Source organism: Anaeromassilibacillus sp. An200, assembly GCF_002160025.1.
Classification (GTDB): Bacteria; Bacillota; Clostridia; order Oscillospirales; family Acutalibacteraceae; genus Caccousia; species Caccousia stercoris.
In genome coordinates this window covers 53,748-73,883 of sequence record NZ_NFJU01000018.1, presented here as the reverse complement: position 1 = coordinate 73,883, position 20,136 = coordinate 53,748, and the positions used below count along the sequence as shown (strand labels likewise).

21 protein-coding genes are annotated in these 20,136 nt (G+C 51.2%); 4 read left to right on the top strand and 17 right to left on the bottom strand.

What is annotated here, in order from left to right; translation table 11 throughout:
- Nucleotides 1-176: 176 nt before the first annotated feature.
- The 6 genes from B5F35_RS10455 to B5F35_RS10430 all read right to left on the bottom strand — a co-directional run bounded on the left by B5F35_RS10455 (nt 177) and on the right by B5F35_RS10430 (nt 5,284).
- Nucleotides 177-602: a hypothetical protein gene (locus B5F35_RS10455; RefSeq protein WP_087240690.1), complete on the bottom strand. Its 426-nt coding sequence runs from the start codon at nt 600-602 to the stop codon at nt 177-179.
- Between the two features lie 162 nt (nt 603-764).
- Entirely contained in the window at nt 765-884 is a 120-nt protein-coding gene (locus B5F35_RS10450) for a cyclic lactone autoinducer peptide (RefSeq protein WP_087240688.1), read from the bottom strand.
- The gene (locus B5F35_RS10445; RefSeq protein ID WP_087240686.1) at nt 877-1,464 is read right to left on the bottom strand and encodes an accessory gene regulator ArgB-like protein; all 588 of its coding nucleotides are present in this window, start codon (nt 1,462-1,464) and stop codon (nt 877-879) included. The genes B5F35_RS10450 and B5F35_RS10445 overlap by 8 nt, the downstream gene beginning before the upstream one ends.
- 87 nt (nt 1,465-1,551) lie before the next feature.
- Nucleotides 1,552-2,874: a sensor histidine kinase gene (locus tag B5F35_RS10440; protein WP_162611401.1), complete on the bottom strand. Its 1,323-nt coding sequence runs from the start codon at nt 2,872-2,874 to the stop codon at nt 1,552-1,554.
- Nucleotides 2,871-3,617, bottom strand: a complete 747-nt coding sequence (locus B5F35_RS10435; protein ID WP_087240682.1) for a LytR/AlgR family response regulator transcription factor — start codon at nt 3,615-3,617, stop codon at nt 2,871-2,873. Before B5F35_RS10435 ends, B5F35_RS10440 begins: the two co-directional genes overlap by 4 nt.
- 941 nt (nt 3,618-4,558) lie before the next feature.
- Complete coding sequence (locus B5F35_RS10430) at nt 4,559-5,284, bottom strand: IS5 family transposase (protein ID WP_140401197.1); 726 nt, start codon at nt 5,282-5,284, stop codon at nt 4,559-4,561.
- A 201-nt stretch (nt 5,285-5,485) separates the two neighbouring features.
- Between B5F35_RS10430 and B5F35_RS18450 the strand changes: the two genes are divergently transcribed.
- The 3 genes from B5F35_RS18450 (at nt 5,486) to B5F35_RS10420 (ending at nt 9,187) form a co-directional block, all read left to right on the top strand.
- On the top strand, nt 5,486-5,890 hold the full coding sequence (locus B5F35_RS18450) for a hypothetical protein (protein WP_140401196.1): 405 nt from the start codon (nt 5,486-5,488) through the stop codon (nt 5,888-5,890).
- Between the two features lie 118 nt (nt 5,891-6,008).
- The gene (locus B5F35_RS10425) at nt 6,009-6,677 is read left to right on the top strand and encodes an ABC transporter ATP-binding protein (RefSeq protein ID WP_087240678.1); all 669 of its coding nucleotides are present in this window, start codon (nt 6,009-6,011) and stop codon (nt 6,675-6,677) included.
- The gene (locus B5F35_RS10420) at nt 6,674-9,187 is read left to right on the top strand and encodes an FtsX-like permease family protein (protein WP_087240676.1); all 2,514 of its coding nucleotides are present in this window, start codon (nt 6,674-6,676) and stop codon (nt 9,185-9,187) included. The genes B5F35_RS10425 and B5F35_RS10420 overlap by 4 nt, the downstream gene beginning before the upstream one ends.
- Here B5F35_RS10420 and B5F35_RS19215 read toward each other — a convergent pair.
- From B5F35_RS19215 to B5F35_RS10370, 10 genes are all read right to left on the bottom strand, one after another.
- Nucleotides 9,173-11,038: a M23 family metallopeptidase gene (locus tag B5F35_RS19215; RefSeq protein WP_242969483.1), complete on the bottom strand. Its 1,866-nt coding sequence runs from the start codon at nt 11,036-11,038 to the stop codon at nt 9,173-9,175. The genes B5F35_RS10420 and B5F35_RS19215 overlap by 15 nt on opposite strands.
- 65 nt (nt 11,039-11,103) lie before the next feature.
- Nucleotides 11,104-13,443 (bottom strand): VirB4-like conjugal transfer ATPase, CD1110 family, encoded by a 2,340-nt coding sequence (locus tag B5F35_RS10410; protein WP_087240674.1) that lies wholly within the window; start codon nt 13,441-13,443, stop codon nt 11,104-11,106.
- On the bottom strand, nt 13,440-13,814 hold the full coding sequence (locus B5F35_RS10405; protein ID WP_087240672.1) for a PrgI family protein: 375 nt from the start codon (nt 13,812-13,814) through the stop codon (nt 13,440-13,442). Before B5F35_RS10405 ends, B5F35_RS10410 begins: the two co-directional genes overlap by 4 nt.
- A gap of 68 nt (nt 13,815-13,882) precedes the next feature.
- Nucleotides 13,883-14,194, bottom strand: a complete 312-nt coding sequence (locus B5F35_RS10400) for a type II toxin-antitoxin system RelE/ParE family toxin (protein ID WP_087240670.1) — start codon at nt 14,192-14,194, stop codon at nt 13,883-13,885.
- Nucleotides 14,178-14,444 carry a type II toxin-antitoxin system Phd/YefM family antitoxin gene (locus B5F35_RS10395; protein WP_087240668.1) on the bottom strand — a complete coding sequence of 89 codons (267 nt, stop codon included), beginning with the start codon at nt 14,442-14,444 and terminating at the stop codon, nt 14,178-14,180. Before B5F35_RS10395 ends, B5F35_RS10400 begins: the two co-directional genes overlap by 17 nt.
- Before the next feature lie 145 nt (nt 14,445-14,589).
- Nucleotides 14,590-15,291 (bottom strand): VirB6/TrbL-like conjugal transfer protein, CD1112 family, encoded by a 702-nt coding sequence (locus B5F35_RS10390; protein ID WP_242969482.1) that lies wholly within the window; start codon nt 15,289-15,291, stop codon nt 14,590-14,592.
- A 145-nt stretch (nt 15,292-15,436) separates the two neighbouring features.
- Entirely contained in the window at nt 15,437-15,793 is a 357-nt protein-coding gene (locus B5F35_RS10385; protein ID WP_087240664.1) for a glutamyl-tRNA amidotransferase, read from the bottom strand.
- Nucleotides 15,794-17,575, bottom strand: a complete 1,782-nt coding sequence (locus B5F35_RS10380; RefSeq protein ID WP_087240662.1) for a VirD4-like conjugal transfer protein, CD1115 family — start codon at nt 17,573-17,575, stop codon at nt 15,794-15,796.
- Nucleotides 17,572-18,336 carry a phosphoadenosine phosphosulfate reductase domain-containing protein gene (locus B5F35_RS10375; RefSeq protein WP_275532259.1) on the bottom strand — a complete coding sequence of 255 codons (765 nt, stop codon included), beginning with the start codon at nt 18,334-18,336 and terminating at the stop codon, nt 17,572-17,574. The genes B5F35_RS10380 and B5F35_RS10375 overlap by 4 nt, the downstream gene beginning before the upstream one ends.
- Nucleotides 18,337-18,457: 121 nt before the next feature.
- Complete coding sequence (locus tag B5F35_RS10370) at nt 18,458-18,799, bottom strand: DNA-processing protein DprA (protein ID WP_087240660.1); 342 nt, start codon at nt 18,797-18,799, stop codon at nt 18,458-18,460.
- Between the two features lie 171 nt (nt 18,800-18,970).
- On the opposite strand from B5F35_RS10370, the gene B5F35_RS10365 reads away from it, so the two are divergent.
- The gene (locus B5F35_RS10365) at nt 18,971-19,174 is read left to right on the top strand and encodes a type II toxin-antitoxin system antitoxin (RefSeq protein WP_087240658.1); all 204 of its coding nucleotides are present in this window, start codon (nt 18,971-18,973) and stop codon (nt 19,172-19,174) included.
- Nucleotides 19,175-19,184: 10 nt separating this feature from the next.
- Here the strand turns inward: B5F35_RS10365 and B5F35_RS10360 are convergent, their stop codons facing one another.
- On the bottom strand, nt 19,185-20,135 hold the full coding sequence (locus B5F35_RS10360) for an ArdC family protein (RefSeq protein WP_242969481.1): 951 nt from the start codon (nt 20,133-20,135) through the stop codon (nt 19,185-19,187).
- Between the last annotated feature and the right edge of the window lies 1 nt (nt 20,136).

The following is a 20,136-nucleotide window of genomic DNA, read 5'->3' as shown; positions in this document are numbered from 1 at the left end:
TGCGACAGGTTTTGGCCTGCCGCTTTTTGTGCTGCGATGGTTTTTCATGAGGCATTGAAAACCTGTTTGTCAAGGTACACGCCCTCGCTACTTATTTTCGTAGCAAGGTTCAGAGAAAGGGGCTTATTTTTTCCCTTCACTCTATAGCCCGTGGGAAAGGGCATTTTTTGCCGCATTCACAAAAAATTTTTTATTTTTTCTTTTAACCTCCTGATTCTGTTGTAATATGCGTATTTGGATAAATGGAAGTACCGGCAGATTTGTTCGGTGGAGTAACCCAATGCTTTCCAGAGAATGAGATCTACTGTTAAAGCATCTTCGTGCATCAATGTTTTCAATAATGATTCGTCGTTTATTTCGTTAAGAAGCGCGTGTCGGTTATTCAAGGGGAGGGTAATGCCCTCGGAAAATTCCGGTTCCTGCTTTGCCGGCCACTCTGCCCACCGCTGGAGATAGCGGCGCTCCCGGTTAAATTCCATCCAATCGTATGTATGAAGGCGCTGGATTGTTTCTTCTTCCACGCCAAGCTCGCGGAGCTTTGTTTCCTCCGCCGTTTTCCATGCGAGCCATTCCTTTTCGGCCCGCGCCTTGTTATAAGACATAAAAAATCCTCCGATACAATCTGAATTTGAAAAATTCAGATTGCCGGAGGAGAGCGGGACTTTGGGTAAATTACAGGATAATTTGAATATAAAAAAAGAACCCCGGAAGATCCAGGGCTATTTCACCTTGGATTTCCGGGGCCATCGAAAGACTTCCTTCGCTTACTTTCTCAGTTCTTCGGGGAGTTCAGGTTCGTAATTAGTAGCAATTGAAGCTAAACCAGCACCAACATTAGCAATCCCCTCAATCAAAGAAGCGAGCATAGACCAAATACTAGACATCTTTTTCCCTCCATTGTTTTAGCATTGGAATAATCATAAGAGCAGCAACGGCTGCTCCAGATACCGAAAATATAAATATGAGTTTATTTAGGAAAATAAAAAATACAACAAACACAAGGTTGTAAACAAAAAGTTGTATTCGTGCTATTTTTTTATTTTGTTGGTATCTTTTCTCGGAGAGAGGATGATTCTTGTTTTTTACAGGTGCCCAAGTAAAGATTACGATGTTGGCTGCAAAGAGCAAAATAAGAGGAGGCCACACGCTCTCCAGAGTAAGAAGTATTCTGGAAATAACATAAACCGCCAAATAGGTAAGATTGGTGCTGAGAAAACACCGCGCGTATGTCTTTGCGTGATATCCTCCGCTCCAAATACGCAAGCTCATATATGCTATCAGGAACACAATAGTTTCTATCGTTGCATTCAGGAGCAAGGAAAGGAACAGAACGGATAGAATGGAAGAAAGAGTAGAAATTGTCAATTCAATTCCATAGCGAAAGACAGGTTTGTGAGAAGAAGGGGTATTGGTATGCTGAATCAGCTTTTCAGCACAGAAATCTGCGCAATGATACAGCGACATGCAATCTCTCCATTTGATGAATTTTAATTATTATAGCACATTGCAGAGAAATAAGTTTTATTTGGACGAAATGGTAGTAAAATAGTCCTAAACGGTATTCTGCATGACGGCAAAAGAGATAAACACATGGTCATGATAGCTATTTTCCAGCGTTCCAAGATGTTTCTCCACAGTTTCCGTGATGTTCTGGATTCCAAGACCATGCACCAAGGCAGGGTCCGTCTTGGTGCTGGGAAGGCTTCCTGTGGAATCAAACGGATCCCTGTCGGTTCTGTTCTCAACATGGAAGGATAAAAAATTTCCTTTTTGTTCGATCACCACTTTTACATATCGCTCCTGTTCCTTCGCAATTTTCTGGCTCGCTTCCAGCGCATTGTCCAATTGATTTGACAAAACAGCGCAGAGATCAATGGAAGGAATATAGATAGCCGAGGTCAGATGTACGGAAAAAGTAAACGCAATCTTTTTTTCTTCCGCTTCCGCCGCTTTGCAATTCACAATGGCGTCAATAACATCATTTCCACTTCTGCAACGTGGCGTGTTTTTATATGTGGCGCTCAAAAGCTGAGAAATGTATTGTTGAGCCTTTGGGTTTTCTGCTGTAAGAGCTTCCAGCGTTTTAAGGTGATTCCCGAAATCGTGAAGTTGCTTGGAGAGTGTGAGTTGGCTTGCGGCCAGTCCCTGATAATTCTTTTCCATCAATTGATTGGCCAGCAATGATAAGCTGCTTTTATTTTTTTCCTCTTGGTATCTTGAGAACAATATTACAATAAAAATACACGAGAGCATACCAATCATAATAAAAACCCAGGAGAAAATCACCGCTATCTGCATAACATAAAGTGAGTCGGTAACAATCATTTGAATCAGAGATGACATGATGATGTAGGCTGCGGTCATAATAAGGAGCAGCGTTTTTAATAAGCGTCGTGGTAATACTGCCACATGATGTAAATAGGGCCTGACCAGAAGGAACAGTACTGTTTGAAGTGATTTATTGATCAGCGTGTAGATAACCCTAGTTGTTGAATTATGCATCATGGCATCATATCCATGATAGATCGAAGGAGAATCAGCAATGGAGAGTGCTGTGGAAAAACCAATGATATAATCGAAACTATGTAAAAAGAATAAAGTTATCATGCAGGCTGTCGATCGGATCAAACAGTGCCCCCGTGAAAGAAATTTTGATGTAAAAACAATATATATAATAGCAACTACGACAGTCACGAAGGAAAAAGAAGCCAGCGTATTGAAAAAAGTCACTACGATCGTCATACCCATAACCAGGCCAAACAGCAAAGCAAAGTGCTTCCGTCCGCCGTAACGCTTTCCCGCCATTTCAGCAACAGCACTGAGACACAAAACACTTTCGATTGCGGTTGTTGCTATTTCAAACACAGGATTCATGTGGAACCCGCCCCCTTTTTCCTTTGAGCGATATCCACCATCCATCTCTTTGCGAAGGCACGCTTGAAATCTGGCAGCATTCTTCTGCTGACAGGTAATTCGGGAGCTCCTGCTATTTGGACGAAATGTTCCGTGTATCCCTCGACAAAATCCAAATTGACCATACAGCTTCGGTCAATCCGCACAAAGCGACTATCGTTCAACGCCTCCAGCAACCTTTTCATATCATCTCGATACAAAAAGCTTCTGAAAAGTGTATGCAGCTCAATATTTTTTCCCATTTTTTTTGCATACTGAATTTGGTCATAAGGAATGCGAAAACAATTTCCATCTGTTTTGATCGTAAGGCAGGAAAATTTGCATAGCTTTTCCCGATATTGGATGGCGTTGTCCACTGCTTCCCTGAGCTCTGTTTCGATCTGCATTTTGGAGACATAGCGAAAAGCCTGTACCTTGAATGCCGAGGAGGCATATTCCGGATGTGCGGTCAGGAAGATTACCGGAATATTCATATCAATCGCATGAATTTTTTGTGCAAGCTCAAGTCCGCTCATCACAGGCATATCAATATCAAGAATGTAAATGTCCCCCATCTGTTTCCTGTCCAAATCATCATAAAGAACCGCACTATGTTCATAGCAAACAGTCCGAATATTTTTATTTTTTTCTTTTTTGTATGCTTCTAATCTTTCCTGCAGCCTCTGCAGTTCTATAGGATTGTCGTCACAAATAATAAGATTCATTCTTCTGTCTCCTTATAGGTTGTTTCTACTTGGCATCCAATACCTGCGGTGGGCTTTCCGCACAAAATGCCCACGTTGTCCTAGATGTGTATCTTCACTGCGTTGAGCAGCTTGCGTACAAGTCTGTTGGTAAACATTATACCACGCCTGTGGCGCGCAAGCCTAGTATCTCCCTCCGGTCGCCCAGCTGTGTGCTTTCAGATGCCAAACAGCCCGCGCACCGCCAGTCTGCGGTTATTATACCATATATTTTGTAAGTGTAAGTGATGTGGAATAAACGGTACTATATTTGTCTTAAAAGGAAGCGATAGTCAATATCAAGCATATTTCTTCTGTTTAAGACTTTTTTAATACCATTTGTTCCTTTTTTTACACAAAACAGATAAATTAGTGTATAGTTTAATTATAAAAAATATGTAAACAGTATAGCGCTTTATTTGTTGTTAATGCAATGTCTTTGAACCGGCGTTGACGTTAAATCCTCCTATTTTGCAGGAAATGATTCTGCAAAAGTAGGTCTTGATTTGATTGGGAATGGATATGAAGCTGTTTGGGTGAAATTCAGAGCAATGTCCCATTCTTCATGGCAAGATGTCACGGATAATAATCGCATTGTTTATGTAGGGAATGCGTTGGAAATACCTCTTAATAAAACTGTTGCATTTAGAACTTATATGATGTTCATTGCAGGAAATAAGAATATATCATAACTGCAAACAAAGACAACCAACCCTAAAATATTTTATATTGAAAGTGAGGAAAAAATGGACGATTCGACAAAAATATTATTTGGTATTGTTATCGGTGCAATTCTTATATCTCTTTCTATCTATTTGGGTTTCCAACTTTTAAGTGAAACCATTTCGGGCAAATTTTTTGGTTCATAATTACTACATAACGAAGAAAAAATCATGATCGCTCTAGAGTCTGTTTTAAAACTATCAAAGTAACCAAACAAGGATACAGGCAAGACAGACAACAGCGTGAAAATAGAGAGCTTTCTTCTCATACCTGGTGGCAAAACGGCGGTTGTTTTTCAGCTTGAGGAAAAGATTTTCCACCAGATGACGCTCTTTGTATGTGTGCCAATCTGTTTTTTGGGGATGTTTGGCAATGATGCGGCTGGGAATCACCACGATTCTGCCCCGTTCTTCCAACCAGCGTACAAATTTATCGCTGTCATAGCCATTATCTGCCAGAATGAGTTTGCCGTTCAAATCAAAAGGTTCCAACAGTGTCTGCGCCACGCGGATATTATTACAGTTCCCACTGGAGAGCAAAAAGCGCAATGGATTCCCAAGTCCATCCGTTACCGCATGGACCTTCGTGGTCAAGCCTCCTCTGCTCCGCCCGGTTTCCTCGTGATATCCCCTTTTTAGCCCCACTAGCGTGTTGTGAACCTTGATGGCAGTGCTGTCCAGCATCAGTGTTGTTTCCTCCACCAAATCCTGCTCAATTAGGGCTGTAAGGATATTTTCCCACACTCCGGCTTTTGTCCAGCCCCGAAACCGACTGTATACGCTTTGCCATGAGCCGAATCGCTCCGGCAAATCCCGCCATGGAATCCCCGTGTTCAGCCAGTATAGAATCGCGTTAAGCATTGCCCGGTTGCTTTTCCCGGAACGCCCTCCTTGCGGCTTTCTCTCATGCAGGAACTTGTCCTTGATCCTATTCCATTATTTTTCGTTTATTTCATGTCTCTTCATGTTCCCATTCTACTACATTGTCGTTTTTCACACAACGCCTAGGTTTTAAAACAGACTCTAGGCCTGCTGATCTGTAAAAATAAGGAAAAGAGGTGTTTCCAATGAGTTAATTTTCATCAGAAGTCAAGTTAATCTGAACATCAAAATGAGGGGAGAATTATTATGTCAAAAACTCTGAAAAGATCCGTTACCCTTTTTTGTGCCTGTGCGCTGATCTGTACGTTTGCAGTTGCCGCTTTTGCCGCAGACTACACACACAACAATTACACTATCGTAACAACAGCAAATGGTGAAGGGCCTGATGTGGCTATGGGTGGTAATCCGAAAGAATATGTCAATATAGCAGTATCGTGCCCGAATAACGGAGCCGTTGCAGATCTTTCGCTTTGGAAAGATGGATGGTCGGATACCTATTATGGACGTGATCAGACAATCACAGTTGGAAACGGAAGACGTGCTTGGTGGTACGGAGGAGACGCGGGAAATTATCATATTTCCATGCGTGTAGCAGGAAATGCTGGAAGTACAATGACTGCTACCGGTACCTTCCGAAATTTCGCCGGGTAAATATCTTGTACCTGTGTTTTACTGGACACGTTTCACGGAAAATAATGAGAACATAAGGAAGTAAAAAGGGGCGAATTGCTTCAGCAGTTCGCCCCTTTGGCTATTAAGAGGTGAAGGAATGAACATTCAAACAAAATCTCTCAGCAAAATTTATGGGGAAGGGGAAGCAGCTGTAACAGCTTTGCAGCCCTGCTCCTTTGAAATTAGCGGCGGAGAACGGGTAGCAATCGTCGGAGCAAGCGGATCAGGAAAATCCACGCTCCTGCATCTGCTTGGCGCACTTGACACGCCATCCGGCGGAAGTATCCTGTTTGACGGAAAACGCCTGCCCGCTCAGGAGGAAGCCCTTTCCCGATTTCGTCTGAGCAACATCGGTTTTATTTTTCAGGAATATAACCTTTTGCCCGAGCTGACGGCTTTGGAAAATATCGTCCTTCCCAGCCTGCTGCGCGGAAAAAAGAAAGACACCCCTTATTTGAATCGTCTCATTGAACGGCTGGATTTAAGTGACAGACTCTCCCATTTTCCCTCTCAGCTTTCCGGTGGGCAGCAGCAGCGCGTCGCTATTGTACGGGCACTGACCAACAAGCCGCAGCTTTTGCTCTGTGACGAGCCAACGGGCAGTTTGGACACGGAGCATTCCCGGCAGGTGATGGAGCTGTTGGAGGAGCTGCAGGCGGAATACGGCTTTACCCTAATTGTGGTAACTCATAATCCAGACATAGCAGAACAGTTTCCTCGGATTCTAACGCTCTCGGACGGTATGGTAGGCGGTGATCTTACATGAAGAAGGCTTTTTATTTGGCAGGACGCTACCACCGGGCTCATAGAGCGCAATACGCGGCAAGCCTTGTCTGCCTGATCCTGTCTGTCTGTGCGCTTCAGATCAGCATTTTGCTGCGTGCCGGCTTGCTGGCGGAGATGGAGCAGTCGTTTGAGGAAATGTACGGCACCTATACCGATATTTTATACAAAGTGGATCGGGAACAGTTGGATGCGTACTCTGATCAAATTGCTTCCTCTCGTTCCGGTGTAACAGCCGCTTACACACAGATTGCTACTGAAGAAACAGATGTATCAGTGTATCTTGGCACAATGGACGAAAACACGATAGAATTGAAAAAAATCCGACTGGAGTCCGGTTCTTTCCCACAGGCGGAGGGAGAAATCGCCGTGGAACAGTCTACCTGCTATGCACTGGGAATAGATGCGTCTACGATTGGACAGTCTGTCACACTCCCTCTTATGCAAAAAGACGGATCCATCATGGAGCAAACCTTTGTGCTGGTTGGAACTTTGAGAGACTATGTTTCCGAATGGAAACGCCTGGACAGCAGCGGAAACGCTGTTTCCATGCCGCCCCCAGCTGTTTTGACATGGGACAGCGGCACAGAACCGCTCTATGTGCATGTGCTCTGCAATGGAATACTGTTTCCAAACGATCTGGGTGGTGTGCGTGCGGAAAACTATTATCACCCGGAACGAAACACACAACTGCAAGGCCAGAAAACGACGGTGGATCTGATTGCACTTCCATTGTCAATCCTGTTTTGCATTGCGGCCTTCCTGGGAATTTACAGTTTGATCCTCAATGCCCTGACTGCCATGCAGCCCTACTGCCGTCTGCTGCGTTTGACAGGAGCATCTATTCGGCTGGTCAAGCGCATGATCTTTGCCGACCTGGCTGTACAGTATATGGAGACCGTTGTCGGCGGCGGCGTATGCAGTGTCCTGCTTCTTTTTCTTGCGGAGAAGCTGATGGCGGCATTGGGGATTCCGTTCCGCTGTGTCTTTCCACCTCTTCTTTTTCTGCCTCCCGTTTTGGCGTCGTTTCTCGCCTTCCTGCTGTCCTACCTCATCCTGCGAAAGCGCCTGTTCCCAACCGTTCCGCTGACAAACGGATTTGTTTCCCATAAAACCATCAAAAGACGGATAAACCACTATGGCACTTTGGGTGATCTTTGGCATCACGCAACCAAAAAGCAATATTTTTCTCAAAATTGTATTACCACACTGCTTGCGGCATTTTGCGTGCTTTTCTCAGTAGGAGGAATCTTTTTTGCCCAGTTCGCCCCTCGGGTCGATCACAGCAGTGTTGCACTGAACGATTTTCCGGAGGATCAGGACTATCAGCTTTTTGTGACATCTGGTGGATCTTCTCCCCTGCATTTTAATATTTCCCTCCCACGAGAGACGGGGGTTTCTCAAGCAAATCTGGATCGTATCCGTGCCACAGAAGGCCTACAGGTGACAAGCGCCTATATAAAATGGATGACCAGCCATTTTTTGTTGCTTCGGGAAGGGGAACCCTCCCCCTATCTGCACGCCCTTGCGGAGGAAGGACGTGTATTTGAAGGGGAAGGACTCAAAATGGAGGAGCTTAAAAAGCTGCTGAATATCTCTTCCGGGGATCAACTGGTGGAGCCTTTTCTTCTTGGTATGGATGTTCCATCCGTTCGAGAGCAATATGATAAGCTGACGGAGGGAGTATTTCAGGAAGAAGCATTTGTTTCCGGCGAGGAAATCCTTGCCCCGGACTCTATCTGCCATGTGGGCGAGGAATACACATTAATCACACCAATTTTGCTGGAAGGCAGTCCGAAAAAAGATCAATCGGATCAGATTACCTTTGATATTCGTACCATACGGGTGGGAGCCACATATCCCTCCGAGCAAACCTCCGATCCTGTGATCCTGTCCGCAGAATTCATTTTTTCTCTCGATCCTTCTGCCCGTTATGAGAGCATTGGAATTCGAAACACGCAAAAGGATCGTCCGGAAACAGAGCAGCGGGCGCAAGCCATCCTGATGGACATTGCTTCCCGTTCTGACAATGTTTCCTTCCGTAATTTCCTGGAAGAACGTTCTGTTTATGAAGCTTCTGTGCGAAGCAAGACTTTGGGGATTCTGGCCAGTCTGGCCGTTTTTCTTGTGATGCTTTTGCTGTCATTTACGCTTGCCACCTATGTAAGAGTCAAAACTAATTTCCACAGCTATGCCCTCATGCGAACCATTGGAGCGAACCGAAAGACGATCAGCCGGTTGCTTTTGTCAGAAAATTTGTTTTCTGTTCTGCGGGGTGGTCTGCTGGGATATCTTATAAGTCTTGCAGCAATTGTCTTGTTATGTGGAAAATTTAACTATCTTCCTTTTTGGGATATTCTATGGTATGCCTCTCTTCCCACATTTCTGGCGACTCTTGGAATCATGATGATCTTTAACGCTCTTGCCATACGTCGGCCTGTAAAAGAACTTTTACAGAAAAGTGTTGTCGACTCCCTCTTAAAAAGTCTGTAATTCTTCACTTGTTCCCATCGCATCCACCCTTTCCCCATTTACCCTCACCTCAAAGTGCAGATGGTTTCCCGTCGAGGCTCCGGTTGTTCCCACATAGCCGATGACCTCGCCCTGTACCACCTCCTGTCCCACCGTGACACAGATGGAGGAGCAGTGCGCATAGAGCGTTTCATGCCCGTTTCCGTGATCCAGCTTCACATGGTATCCATAGCTGCCGCCCCAGGAGTCGGTGCTGTTGGCAGCGGTGACGATGCCGTCCGCGGCGGCCAAAATGGGCGTCCCGCCCGGCGCGGCGATGTCTGTCCCGCCATGGTAGGAGGTTTCTCCGGTGAGGGGGTCTGTCCTCCAGCCGAAGGGGGAGGTGATGGGATACTCCTGCGGGAGCGGCCATTGGAAGATCCCTGTTCCTTCCCAACCGGTATCAGGCTGCATGATTCCGCCGCCCGCCGTCAAGCCTCCCAGCAGCTGCCCCCACAACGAAGCATTGGCGGGGTCGAGCATGAGCTGGAGATACTCTTGCTGACGGTCGGTAAAGGAATACGCAGAGGCCATCTCCTGCGCCGTTCGATGGGTGATTTGAATCTCCAGCACCGTTTCCGTTACGGTTTCTGTTCTGCTGACGGTGTTCCCGTTCATGTCTGTGTCCGTTACCTCCACGGTTTTCGTTTCCCTTCGTGTGGTGTGGCTCAGGCTGTTCATATCCCACAGGATTGCGCGCAGAGCATCGATCTGAGCGGCGTCCAGCGCCACGACCTGCGTTCCGTTTTCCGCCCCCGTTGTTCGGGCGGAAAACACAGCGAGAACCTCCTCCCAGCAGATCGCGGTGTTCCCGTCGTTTGCCATCACCTCCTGACGGTCGTGTTCCACGCTCTCTGCGATCTCCTCCATTTTGGCTTCAAATTCTCCGTTCAGCAAGGAGACGGCCTGCGTGACGCTCGTTCCCTTTCCCGTATCCTCCGCGCCGAGAAACAGGCCGTAGCAGGAACCGGCAAGGAAAGCAATCAGGCAGATGAGGACAATCACGAGCACCGCGGCCCAGCCTCCCGCGATCAGAGCCGCTGCCAGTCCTTTCGCAGCAACCACAGCAGCGCGAAGCCCTGCGGATACCGCCCGGGCGGCGGAGCGCACTGTCCGGGCTGCTGCTCTGGCTGTCTGCCGCGTGCGCTGTGCGGAGCGCGCCGCTTTCTTCCGCACCTTTTGCAGCTCGCGTGTTTTTCCGGCTGCCCGCTGTGTATGATGGACGGCAGACTGTTTGGTTCCCGTTTTCACGGTTCGCAAAGACTCCCGCGGCTTTTCCTTCACGGAGGAAGCTGCGGGAGTCTTTTTGTTTATCTGGCGGCGGGATGGGGGAGAGAAGCTTGTGTGCTTCCCGACGGTTTGCGTGCGGACTGTGTTTACGTGTTCCTCCGCCTTCCGCGCACGGATTTCCTTTGTCCGCATCCTGTTTTCTTCGCGGTGGTCGGATGACCTTGTCCGCGCGAGTTCCCTGCCTCTTTCGCAGGGCTGCGGTGGGATTGCCTTTGTGCTCTCCTGTCCTCCTGCCTGGTACGGCGGCTCGACCGTCTCTTTCGTACCGTGTACCGGCAGACGTTTTCTCACTTCCCCGGAAAACCCGTGGGCAATCCTCTCCGCGGCAGTTCCCACGACGGATTGCAGCTGCTCCTCCGCGCTGCCGGCCGGAGTGTTTCCGGATTTCTCCTGTGAAGCGGGAGCGGCGGCCTCCCGGCTTTCAGCCGTAAGCTTCTCCTTTGCCTGCAGCCAGACGCGGTGCATGGCCGTCTTCGGCGCTCTCGCAACACTCCCACGCTCCTTCGGTCGAATGACTTCCGGCTTCGTTTTGATTTCCTTCAAGCGGATTCCTCCCTGATTTTGTACTTGGATTTCTCCCGGCGGTCCTCTGGCTGTCTCCGTTCCCATCAGCCTCCTCTCAGCACCTCATCCGGCTTGGTCGTCATGAGGCGGTACAGGCGGGTGTGACGCGGAAAGCTGTTTTCAAACGGGACGATATTTCCCGCGCAGCGGATGAGACCGCACCCCGCCGCCACATTGGTAATGTAACTGAGCTGCGTTTCCGAAATGTGCAGAAGGCGGGCAAGCTCCTCCCGGTCTGTGGCGGACTGGTTGAGCAGAATCAGGAACTCCGAGTTTGCCAGCATCAGGCGGGCGGTATCGGAGCGCAGCAGCTCCTCCACGTTCTGCGTCAGCCCTGTCACGAGACCGTTGTATTTGCGGATGCGCTTCCACAGCTTGTAGAAAAAGTCGGCGCTGTATGGGTAGCGGAACAAAAGGTAAAATTCATCGCAGAAAATCCAGGTTGTTTTCCCCAGCTTCCAGTTCTGAATTACCCGGTTGAAGATCGCGTCGAGCGTGACCAGCATCCCGATGGGCATGAGCTGTTCGCCTAATTCACGGATATCATAGGCAATGATGCGGGCTTTGGTGTCTACATTGGTGTGCTGTGCGAAGGTGTTCAGCGATCCGGTGATAAACAGCTCCGAGGAGAGCGCGAGACCGCGGGCCTCCGGCTCCGGCTGACTCAGCAGAGCATGGTACAACTCGCGGAGCGTGGGCGGTTCTCCCTGAAAGCGGTTTGCCTGATATTCCCGGTAGACGTCGTAGGTGCAGCGGTCCAGAATGGATTTTTCCTTTGCGGACACGCCGCCCGCTCCGATGAGCTGCTCAAACAGTGAGAGGATAAACTCCGACTTCTCGATCAGCGGGTTCCGCTCGTCGCCGTAGGCTCCGTCCATGTCCATTGCGTTCAGGTGGGTGTCGGAGGAAGCGGAGATGCGGATCACCTCGCCGCCGAGCGACTCCGTCAGAGTGCCGAATTCCGATTCCGGGTCAAGGATCAGAATATCGTCCCCGGTGGCGAGGGCAATACTGACAATCTCCTCCTTGGCCGAGAAGCTCTTTCCAGATCCGGAAACGCCAAGGCGGAAGCTGTTGCCGTTGAGCAGCTTCCGCCTGTCCGCCACGATCATATTTTTGGAGACTGCGTTCTGTCCATAATAGATCCCGCCCTCCTGCAGGATTTCCTGCGCGCGGAACGGGATCAGTACCGCTGTGCTCTCCGTCGTCAGGGTGCGCAGTGCCTGAATCCTGCGCAGGCCGTAGGGGAGGACCGTGTCCAGTCCATCTTTCTGCTGCCAGCGCAGCGTGCTCATCTGGCACAGATGCCTGCGGGCCGTGCTGACAATGCTCTCCGTATCGCTGTCGAGCTGCTCTTTGGATTCTGCCAGATGCACCAGCGTAACCAGCCCGAACATCATGCGCTGATCGCGGTTGGTGAGATCCTCGAGCATTTCCCTTGTCTCTCTGCGCTGCTGCTCCATGTCGTAGGGGAGAACCGCGGAGAAATTGTTGGTGTCGTTCTGCCGGCGCTGCCAGTTCGCCGCGTTCGTCTCAATGCCGAGCATCCTGTTCTGAATTTCGCGCACGGCCTCGTCCGTGGGGACAGGCAGAATATCGATCGAAAGCATCAGGCTGCGGTTGAGGCCGCACAGCTCGGCGATCATGGAATCCTTGAGATAGGACGCGTAATCCCGGAGATACAGCACGCGGCCCCAACGCCCGTCGATGCGGAAGCAGTCGCTCTCAAATTCCATGGCGTCAGGACAAAACCAGTCCTTGAAGCTGTGGCCCCTGCGCGCCTGACCGCTCCAGTCGAAGGGAGGCGCAGGCTCTCCCTCCCGAAAAAAGTCGCGGAAAATCTGCAGCCGCGCCGGGAGATCCAGCTCCCGGCCCACGGAGGACAGGCGGGAAAGGTGCGTCAGCAGATCGGTGCCGACGCGCGAGAACCAGGTGCGCGCCTCGTCCACGTTCTTCTTCACAACGCTGACCGTGAAATAGCGCTCCTGCACCACGCTGTTGTTCGTACCGGTAACCTTTGAGAGAAGCATCTCATTGTACTCTCTGCGGTATCCGTCCAGCCCGTCCTCCTTCATCGGAAGCAGAAGAGCGCGCTCAAACTCCGCCTTATCAAGCCTGCGGTTGTGGATGGTGATCTTGGCGCTGGCTCCCGAGTCGAGGGCGTTGAGAAGCTCGGAGTAGTCGAGAAACATGGAGGTCTTTTCGTCTTTTCCGGCGATGCTGTAGTTGATATCTGTAAAGGAAAAGGTTTTGGAAAACTGCTTCCCTGCCTGAAAGATGCCGTCCGGCCAGACACGACGGATGGGGATGGCGTCCTGTACGCTGTGCGGCACGGTGAAGCGTTCACGCTCCGCTTTTTGCGCTCTGACAAGCGTTTTGATCAACGGCGCCCCTCCTTTCCGCCTGTCTTTGCACGTTTTCTGTCTCTGCCGGAGGAAAACAGAAGCTCATAGTAAACGCTGTTGGAACGGAACACCAGACGCCTGGGAGACAGCAGCTCCGACTTGATCCACGCCCAGGCGAACTGCTCCGCCGTCATGCCGTGATACCGGAAAAAGCCGCACAGCGCGAACGGGGCGGCGCCCAGAATGCAGATCCAACCGATTTCCGCGTCTCCCGCCGCGGGGCTCAGCAGGAAATACAGCCCCACCGCCGCGCCAAGCGCAAGCAGGGAGCAGACGAGCTGCCGGCCGGTGAGTCCGAAAAAGATTGCTTCCCGGTATTCCCGAATTTCCTTTGGAATCTTTACCTCGATAGACTTCAGCTCCTTCTTTGATTCATAAAAAAAGGCAGCCCTGCTTTGGGCTGCCCTGTCAGTACAAGTTACAGATATTTTTCGTAATCGCGCGGGCCGTAGAAAAAGCGAAGGACATACACGGTTTTCGCCTCTTCCTCAATTCGGTAAATCATGACATAGTGGTTGATCACGGCTCTGCGGTATCCCAGCGATGCAAGACGTTCGTTTCTGCAGCGCTCGTAAAGAGCAGGCTGCTCTGCCAACCGACCACAGCAGGCTTCTACCTTTTCCAAAAAGTCTTCCGCTGCAAGCGGACTCGTAAGCTCCTCCTGCAGATAGGTCAGAATCGCATCCAGATCCTGTTCGGCGGATGGGGTGATTTCAACACGATAATCCATGCTTTTCCCTCAGCCTCCGAAACGACAGGCTTGCCTCAACCGCCCTTCCCTGATGAATTTCTTCTTCCGCCGCGGCCAGCTTTTGCTCCGCGTCCAGCAGGAGCATTCTTTCCTCATACGCTTCCATGCTCATGATAACCATATCTCCATACCCGTTCTTTGTAATGAAAACAGGCTCTCTCGACTCTTTGCACATTTGAGAAATTGCTGTGGTATCCTTCAGATCCCGAATGGGAATGATGCGGGGCATTGTCATCTCTCCTTTCTCCAACAGTCAATCAGCAGCCTGGTCTGCGGCTTTTTGACCGTGCGGCATCGTCACATGATTCTGTGATTATTATACCACACTTGTTGAAATGATGCAACCGCTTCGATCATTGCCTGTTTGTTCCCAATCACAGCCCCATCAGCTCCTTCACCACCCGGTCGCTCATTTTAATGGAACCGACAAGAACAAGAAAATTGAAGATCAGCTCCGCCACATACGTCCAAACCGCCGTCACGGCGGAGGCGTTTGGATCGACCGCGGGAGGGCTGGAGGCCATGGCTGAGAAAATCACGCAGGACAGCGCAATCACCAGCCCCTCGAGACAAACGCCGGCATACGAGCGCAGAAAGTTTTTTCCCACACTGCTGCTCGGTTCCCCCGCGAATGTAGCCAATGGGATCGGGGCAATCGCAGCATAGAGAAAGAGCTTGAACATCCTGCCATACACGGTGAGAATCATGAGAAAGGACAGCACGGTGATAAACAGGCTTCCCAGCAGCGTGACCGCCCAGAGCGGGATGGAATCCCAGAAGCTGACGGCGTTGATCTTGTCAACGATCTCCGATGGCAGAGCAGCGCCGCTTGTGAGGCCTCCCGCGGCGGTCACAGTGGAAATCGTTCCCTGTGCCACGGAGAAAATTGCCATCATGAGATCGAGCCCGTATCCCACCGCTGCCTTGGCAAGCACGAAGCGGACGAAAAGTCTGACGGCAGCTTCCGGACGTTTCAACTCCGTCAGGCTGCCGCACGTTTTGACGACGCCCGCGGCGAAAAACAGCACCAGCAGCCCGTAGCCGACAGCCTTGAGGGCGCCGTTGATGCCGAGCATCACGCTCCAGATCCCGCCGCCCTTGAAGGTGGCGGGATCCTGCGTGAGAAGCTGCCAGAGCTCTGTCAGCCTGCCGTTCCAGGTGTCCAGAGCGGAATTGAGGTTGTCGACAATCCAGTTCGTAGACGCTTCACCTCCCGCGCGGTCACGGGGTTGTGCCGCCGGTGATCAGGTCGAGGATCTCCTTTGCGAACGTGACGACAAGGCCTCCGGCGAGTGTCAGAAAGCCCTGCGCGCGCTGCGAAGGGTCATGGCTCTGAAAGGAAAGACCGACCTGCACCACGCCCCAGCCGAGCAGAATCAGGCCGATGGCGCGGATCAGCGAGAAAATGAAGCTGGAAAGATTGCTGATCGCCCCCAGAGGATCTCCTGCGGCAAACACAGCGCCGGGCAGGCAGCAGACGCAGACAGCCGCCGCGTACAGGCAGAAGGCTGTCTTTTTCTTTCCCTCCGGCCGGTACGGCGCGGGGTGGTTCTGTTTCCTGATGGATAATTTCTTCAATCACATTCCTCCTTCATCGGGCGGAGAGGACAGCAGATCCTCCTCGTCCAGCAGTTCATATTCTTCATACTCTTCGGGCAAAAAGCGCAGATCCTCCTCTGCGTCCCTTGCCCTTGTGTAATCGTAAGGCGGCGCGCCGCCGTCCTCCGTCAGCCGGATATTCGGGTGACAGAGAAGATCATATTTCTCATCCAGCATGGGCCGTTCGCCGCGGACGAACAGAATTGCTCTGCGGTTGTCCAGCATCCGCACCTCGTCGGGGGTCAGCAGTTCGCGTCCCGTCTGCTGATCGTTGACGCTGAAGCTGCCGTTCCGTCCCCGGCTGCGCCCATAGGTGTTAACATCCAGTGTTTCCTTTCCCATAAGCTCGGAGACATATTTGTGCGTTTCCTTCTCATTCCCCCCGAGGTAAAGAAATTCATCGCACAGCCCCACCAGCGATTCCCACTGTTCTTTGAATAATGCCTTGATCTGCGCCATGTTCTGAGCGATATAGCTGCAGAAAATGTTGCGGCTTCGCATGGTGGAAAGCCATGGGAGAAAGTTATCCGTAGGCAGGGCGATGTTTGGGGCCTCATCGATGAGCAGATGAACCGGCAGCGGCAGCCGGCCTTTGTATTTACGGTCAGCCACATAGTACAGCGTCTGGATGAGTTGACCGTAAATCATGCCCACCAGATAGTTGAGGGATCGGTCGCTGTCTGGAATGCAGCAGAACAAGGCTACTTTCTTTTCGCCCATTTCTTCCAGATGAAGATCGTCGGTACAGGTGAGACGGGCAATCTGCGGCAGGTTGAAGGCGGACAGCCGCACCCCAACGCTGATAAGAATGCTCTTGAGCGTTTTGCCGGCTCCCATTTTGAACACATGGTACTGCTTGACTGCGATGTTCTCCGGATCCCGCATCTCCAGACGGGCAAACAGAATATCCAGAGGCGACTCGTACTCCTCGTCCTCCTCGCGCACCTCCGCGGCGGCCAGCATTTCCATCACGGTGGCAAAATTCTGTTCCTCCGGCGGCGCCTCGTGGAGGAGATAGAGAACGAGAGCCTGCAGCAGCGCCGTCTCAGACTTCGTCCAGAACGGATCGGTGGTCTGGCTTCCAGCCGGGGTGGTGTTCTGAATGAGCGTTTCGATAAAGCGGAGCACGTCCTTGTCGTCGCGCACATAGGCCATGGGGTTGTAGCAGAACGAAGCGTCGGGGTTGAGCAGATCGAAAACCCGCACCGCAAAGCCGTTCGCTTCCAGCGCACCTCCCGTTTTGCGCAGAATTTCAGATTTGGGATCACAGATCACCATGGAACACTCGCCGCAGAGAAGAACGTTCGGAATGGCATAGGAGCGGCTTTTTCCCGCTCCGCTGCCTCCGATGACAAGCACGTTGGTATTGCGTTTATGCTTGTGGCCGTCCATTCCAATCTGGAAATGACGGGTGAGAATCACGTTTTGCCCGGGATGCTTTCTGTCCCGGTATCTTCCCGCGATTTGAAACACATCTCCCCATTTTGCGGAACCGTGCTCCTCTCCCCGTCTCCGGTTTTTCCGGCCGGCTTCCGCCGCCGCAGCTGCCACCGCGTATCCCATGGTAAAAAGAAGCAGGCAGCGGAGGGAAGCATCCGTCCAGCGGATGGAAAGCGGCTCGTTCATGGTTGCGGACAACTTTTCAAGAAGGATCGGGAGAGAATCGCCGGTACTCCAGCATCCCGCTGCGAGCAGCGCCGCCCACCAGACGATGGGTAAGGGCAGCAGCCACAGCCACCATGGAAATTGTTTTCGATTCATGAGGGATCTCCTCCTTTCCGATGGTTCAGGCGCTCTTTGAACAGGGAGAAAAATTCTTTGTTCCGTATGGAAAGGCCCTGCGCAAGGCGTTCCTCCTCCAGATGAAAGCGCAGGCCAAGCTGGCGGACGGAATAGTCCCTGCGAAACTGGCGCCATGTATGGTCGTCCATGTATTGAAGCTTTTCCCACAGTTCAGGGCAATGACGGTAAAGCTTGCGAAGCTCCTCCAGCGGCTGCAGAGGGCAGCACCAGCAGGAAACACGCTCGAATATGCGGTACAGGCCATCCCAATCGAAGCCTCGCTGCAGACAATAAGACAGACAATCCTTTTCCGTCATGCCCCAATCGACAAGAGGGTAATGGTGCTGCTTCACCCGATACGGCTCATCAGCGGCAATTCCTATATATTGGATCAGGTTAAATTCCTTCCGCATTTCCCGCAGATAGCGATTGACAACGCGTTCTTTCAGTCGTCCCGTACACCAGCGAGCCCGCGGCCCCGGCCAGCTCATCCCCTTGCAGTTTACAAGCGTGGGATTTTTTCTGACTGGCTGGTATTCATAAAACAGAGCTTCAAAACCAACTGGCGGGTTCAGCCTGATAATCGGTCTTGCAATGTATCGTTCAAGCTTCTCCAAATGCCGGTACATTTGGGGGAATTCCATCCCCGTATTACAGAACAGGATTTCATCAACCGGCATTCCCTCCTCCAACATTCTCAGCAGCATTGCCGTGGAATCCTTTCCCCCGGACAGGGACACTATATGCTTTGCTCTTCTGCCAAAAACCCCTTCTTTCTTTGACTACAGAAAAAAGGAGCCTGCGGATATTCCACAGGCTCCGGGCAATATGGTTGAATGTTTGACTGACGATGAAGCGATGTTAGCCGGAATGGGAACGGACAAACACTTTCACCGGAATACTCCGGCTTTTGCATTGCTTGATTACAAATTTCGTTCCGTGGGAAACGCCATCCCAAAAGGCCAGCACCAGATCCGCGTTCTCGATGATGGTGATGTTCCGTTTCAGCGGAGCGGAGCGTCCGTATTTATCATATTCCGGAAGAAACTCCGTCAGCTTGAGTCCATGAGATAGGGCGTATTCTCTTGCGCAGGTGTCCACTCCTCTGGCTCCTCCGGACACAATCTCTGTGACCCCTTCCGGCAGATAGTTTTCCAGGTGCTCCACTTTGAGACCTCTCGAACCCACTACAGCCACTCTCATCTGTTTTCCTCCTCATGCGCACTGGTTCCGGGATGCAGTCCTCATTCAGGAACCGGCCTGTTTTTGCTTTGCTGTCCGTCACATTATAGATATACTATATATCTATTTAAGCCATTATAGCATAGCGCGGCTATAAAATGAACACACAATATAGCTGCTGAGGTGATATGTATGGCTATCAAAAGTGTGTCCATCCGCATTGAAGAAGAAATGCTGGAAAAGCTGGGATATGTCGCGGACTATGAGGGCCGCTCGGTCAACAGCCATGTGCTGGTGCTGATCCGCGACAGCATTAAGGCGTTTGAGCAGGAGCACGGCGCCATCGAGGGAAGCATCCGTCCTGACGTAAACGTCAAGCCAGCCAGAAAAAGCTGATCTGCCCCGTTTATCTGTCCGGCTCCTCCTTTCCTTTGGAGGAGCGCGCTTTTTCCGGCCTGGGAGCTTCCACGCTGAATTCGTCCGGTCTGATGGCCTGTTCCTGCTCCAGCAGGCTGCACTGAATTTCCCTTCCAACGGCATAGGCGGCCCGTTTAACGTCGCTCAGAAATCCGCGCTGCCCGCGGACGTCCATTCCGGCGCAGGCGCCGCACACTTTGTCGAAGCGGAACGCGGAGACGTCCATGCCATATCGCCGCGCCACCACATAGGCGGCGCAGTAGCTCTGCGGTGCAAAGGACTGGCGGGTATAACCGCTTCCCAGGGAATCAAAATGAGCGTGCGCCTCCTCGCGGGCAAGGCAGCAGAAGGCTGTTACGGCTTCCATCCCATCGCGCACATAAATGGCGCGCTGACGGGGGACATACTGCGCCTGCACGCCGGGAGGAAGCTGGTCGGTAACGGTAAACAGAGCATGAGACTGCTGTGCCATGGCGGCGATCAGCTCCTCGGGATCATACTGCCGGACCGGAGGAGCCTGCCAGCCGCGCGTCTGCGAAATATCGTAGGCCCGCGTGATCTGATACCCTGACGCCTTTGTGCCGTCCTCTTTCTCGTAGTCCTGCTCCGCAAAGAACACATACCCTTTTTCTCCTGCCCGAATGGAGCGTCCTGCTTCCTTCCATTTCTCGAAGGTGCGCGGATGCGTAATTTCGGGATTTTGTTCCGAGAGGATCAGGAGGTTCCGGGTGCTCTGCGGCGTACAGCGAGCCATAAAATCAAGAAAACTCCGCATGGAGGAATCGTCCTGAAACACCCTTGCGGTCTGCGCGTCCACCCGCTCCCAGACCGCTTCGCGCTCCGCCTTTTTCTGCGCGGCATATTCTTCTTTTCCTACTCGGGGTATCTCATGGTCCGTTTGTTCCCTGTGCTTTTTTCCAAGCAGTTCTGCTAAATTCATG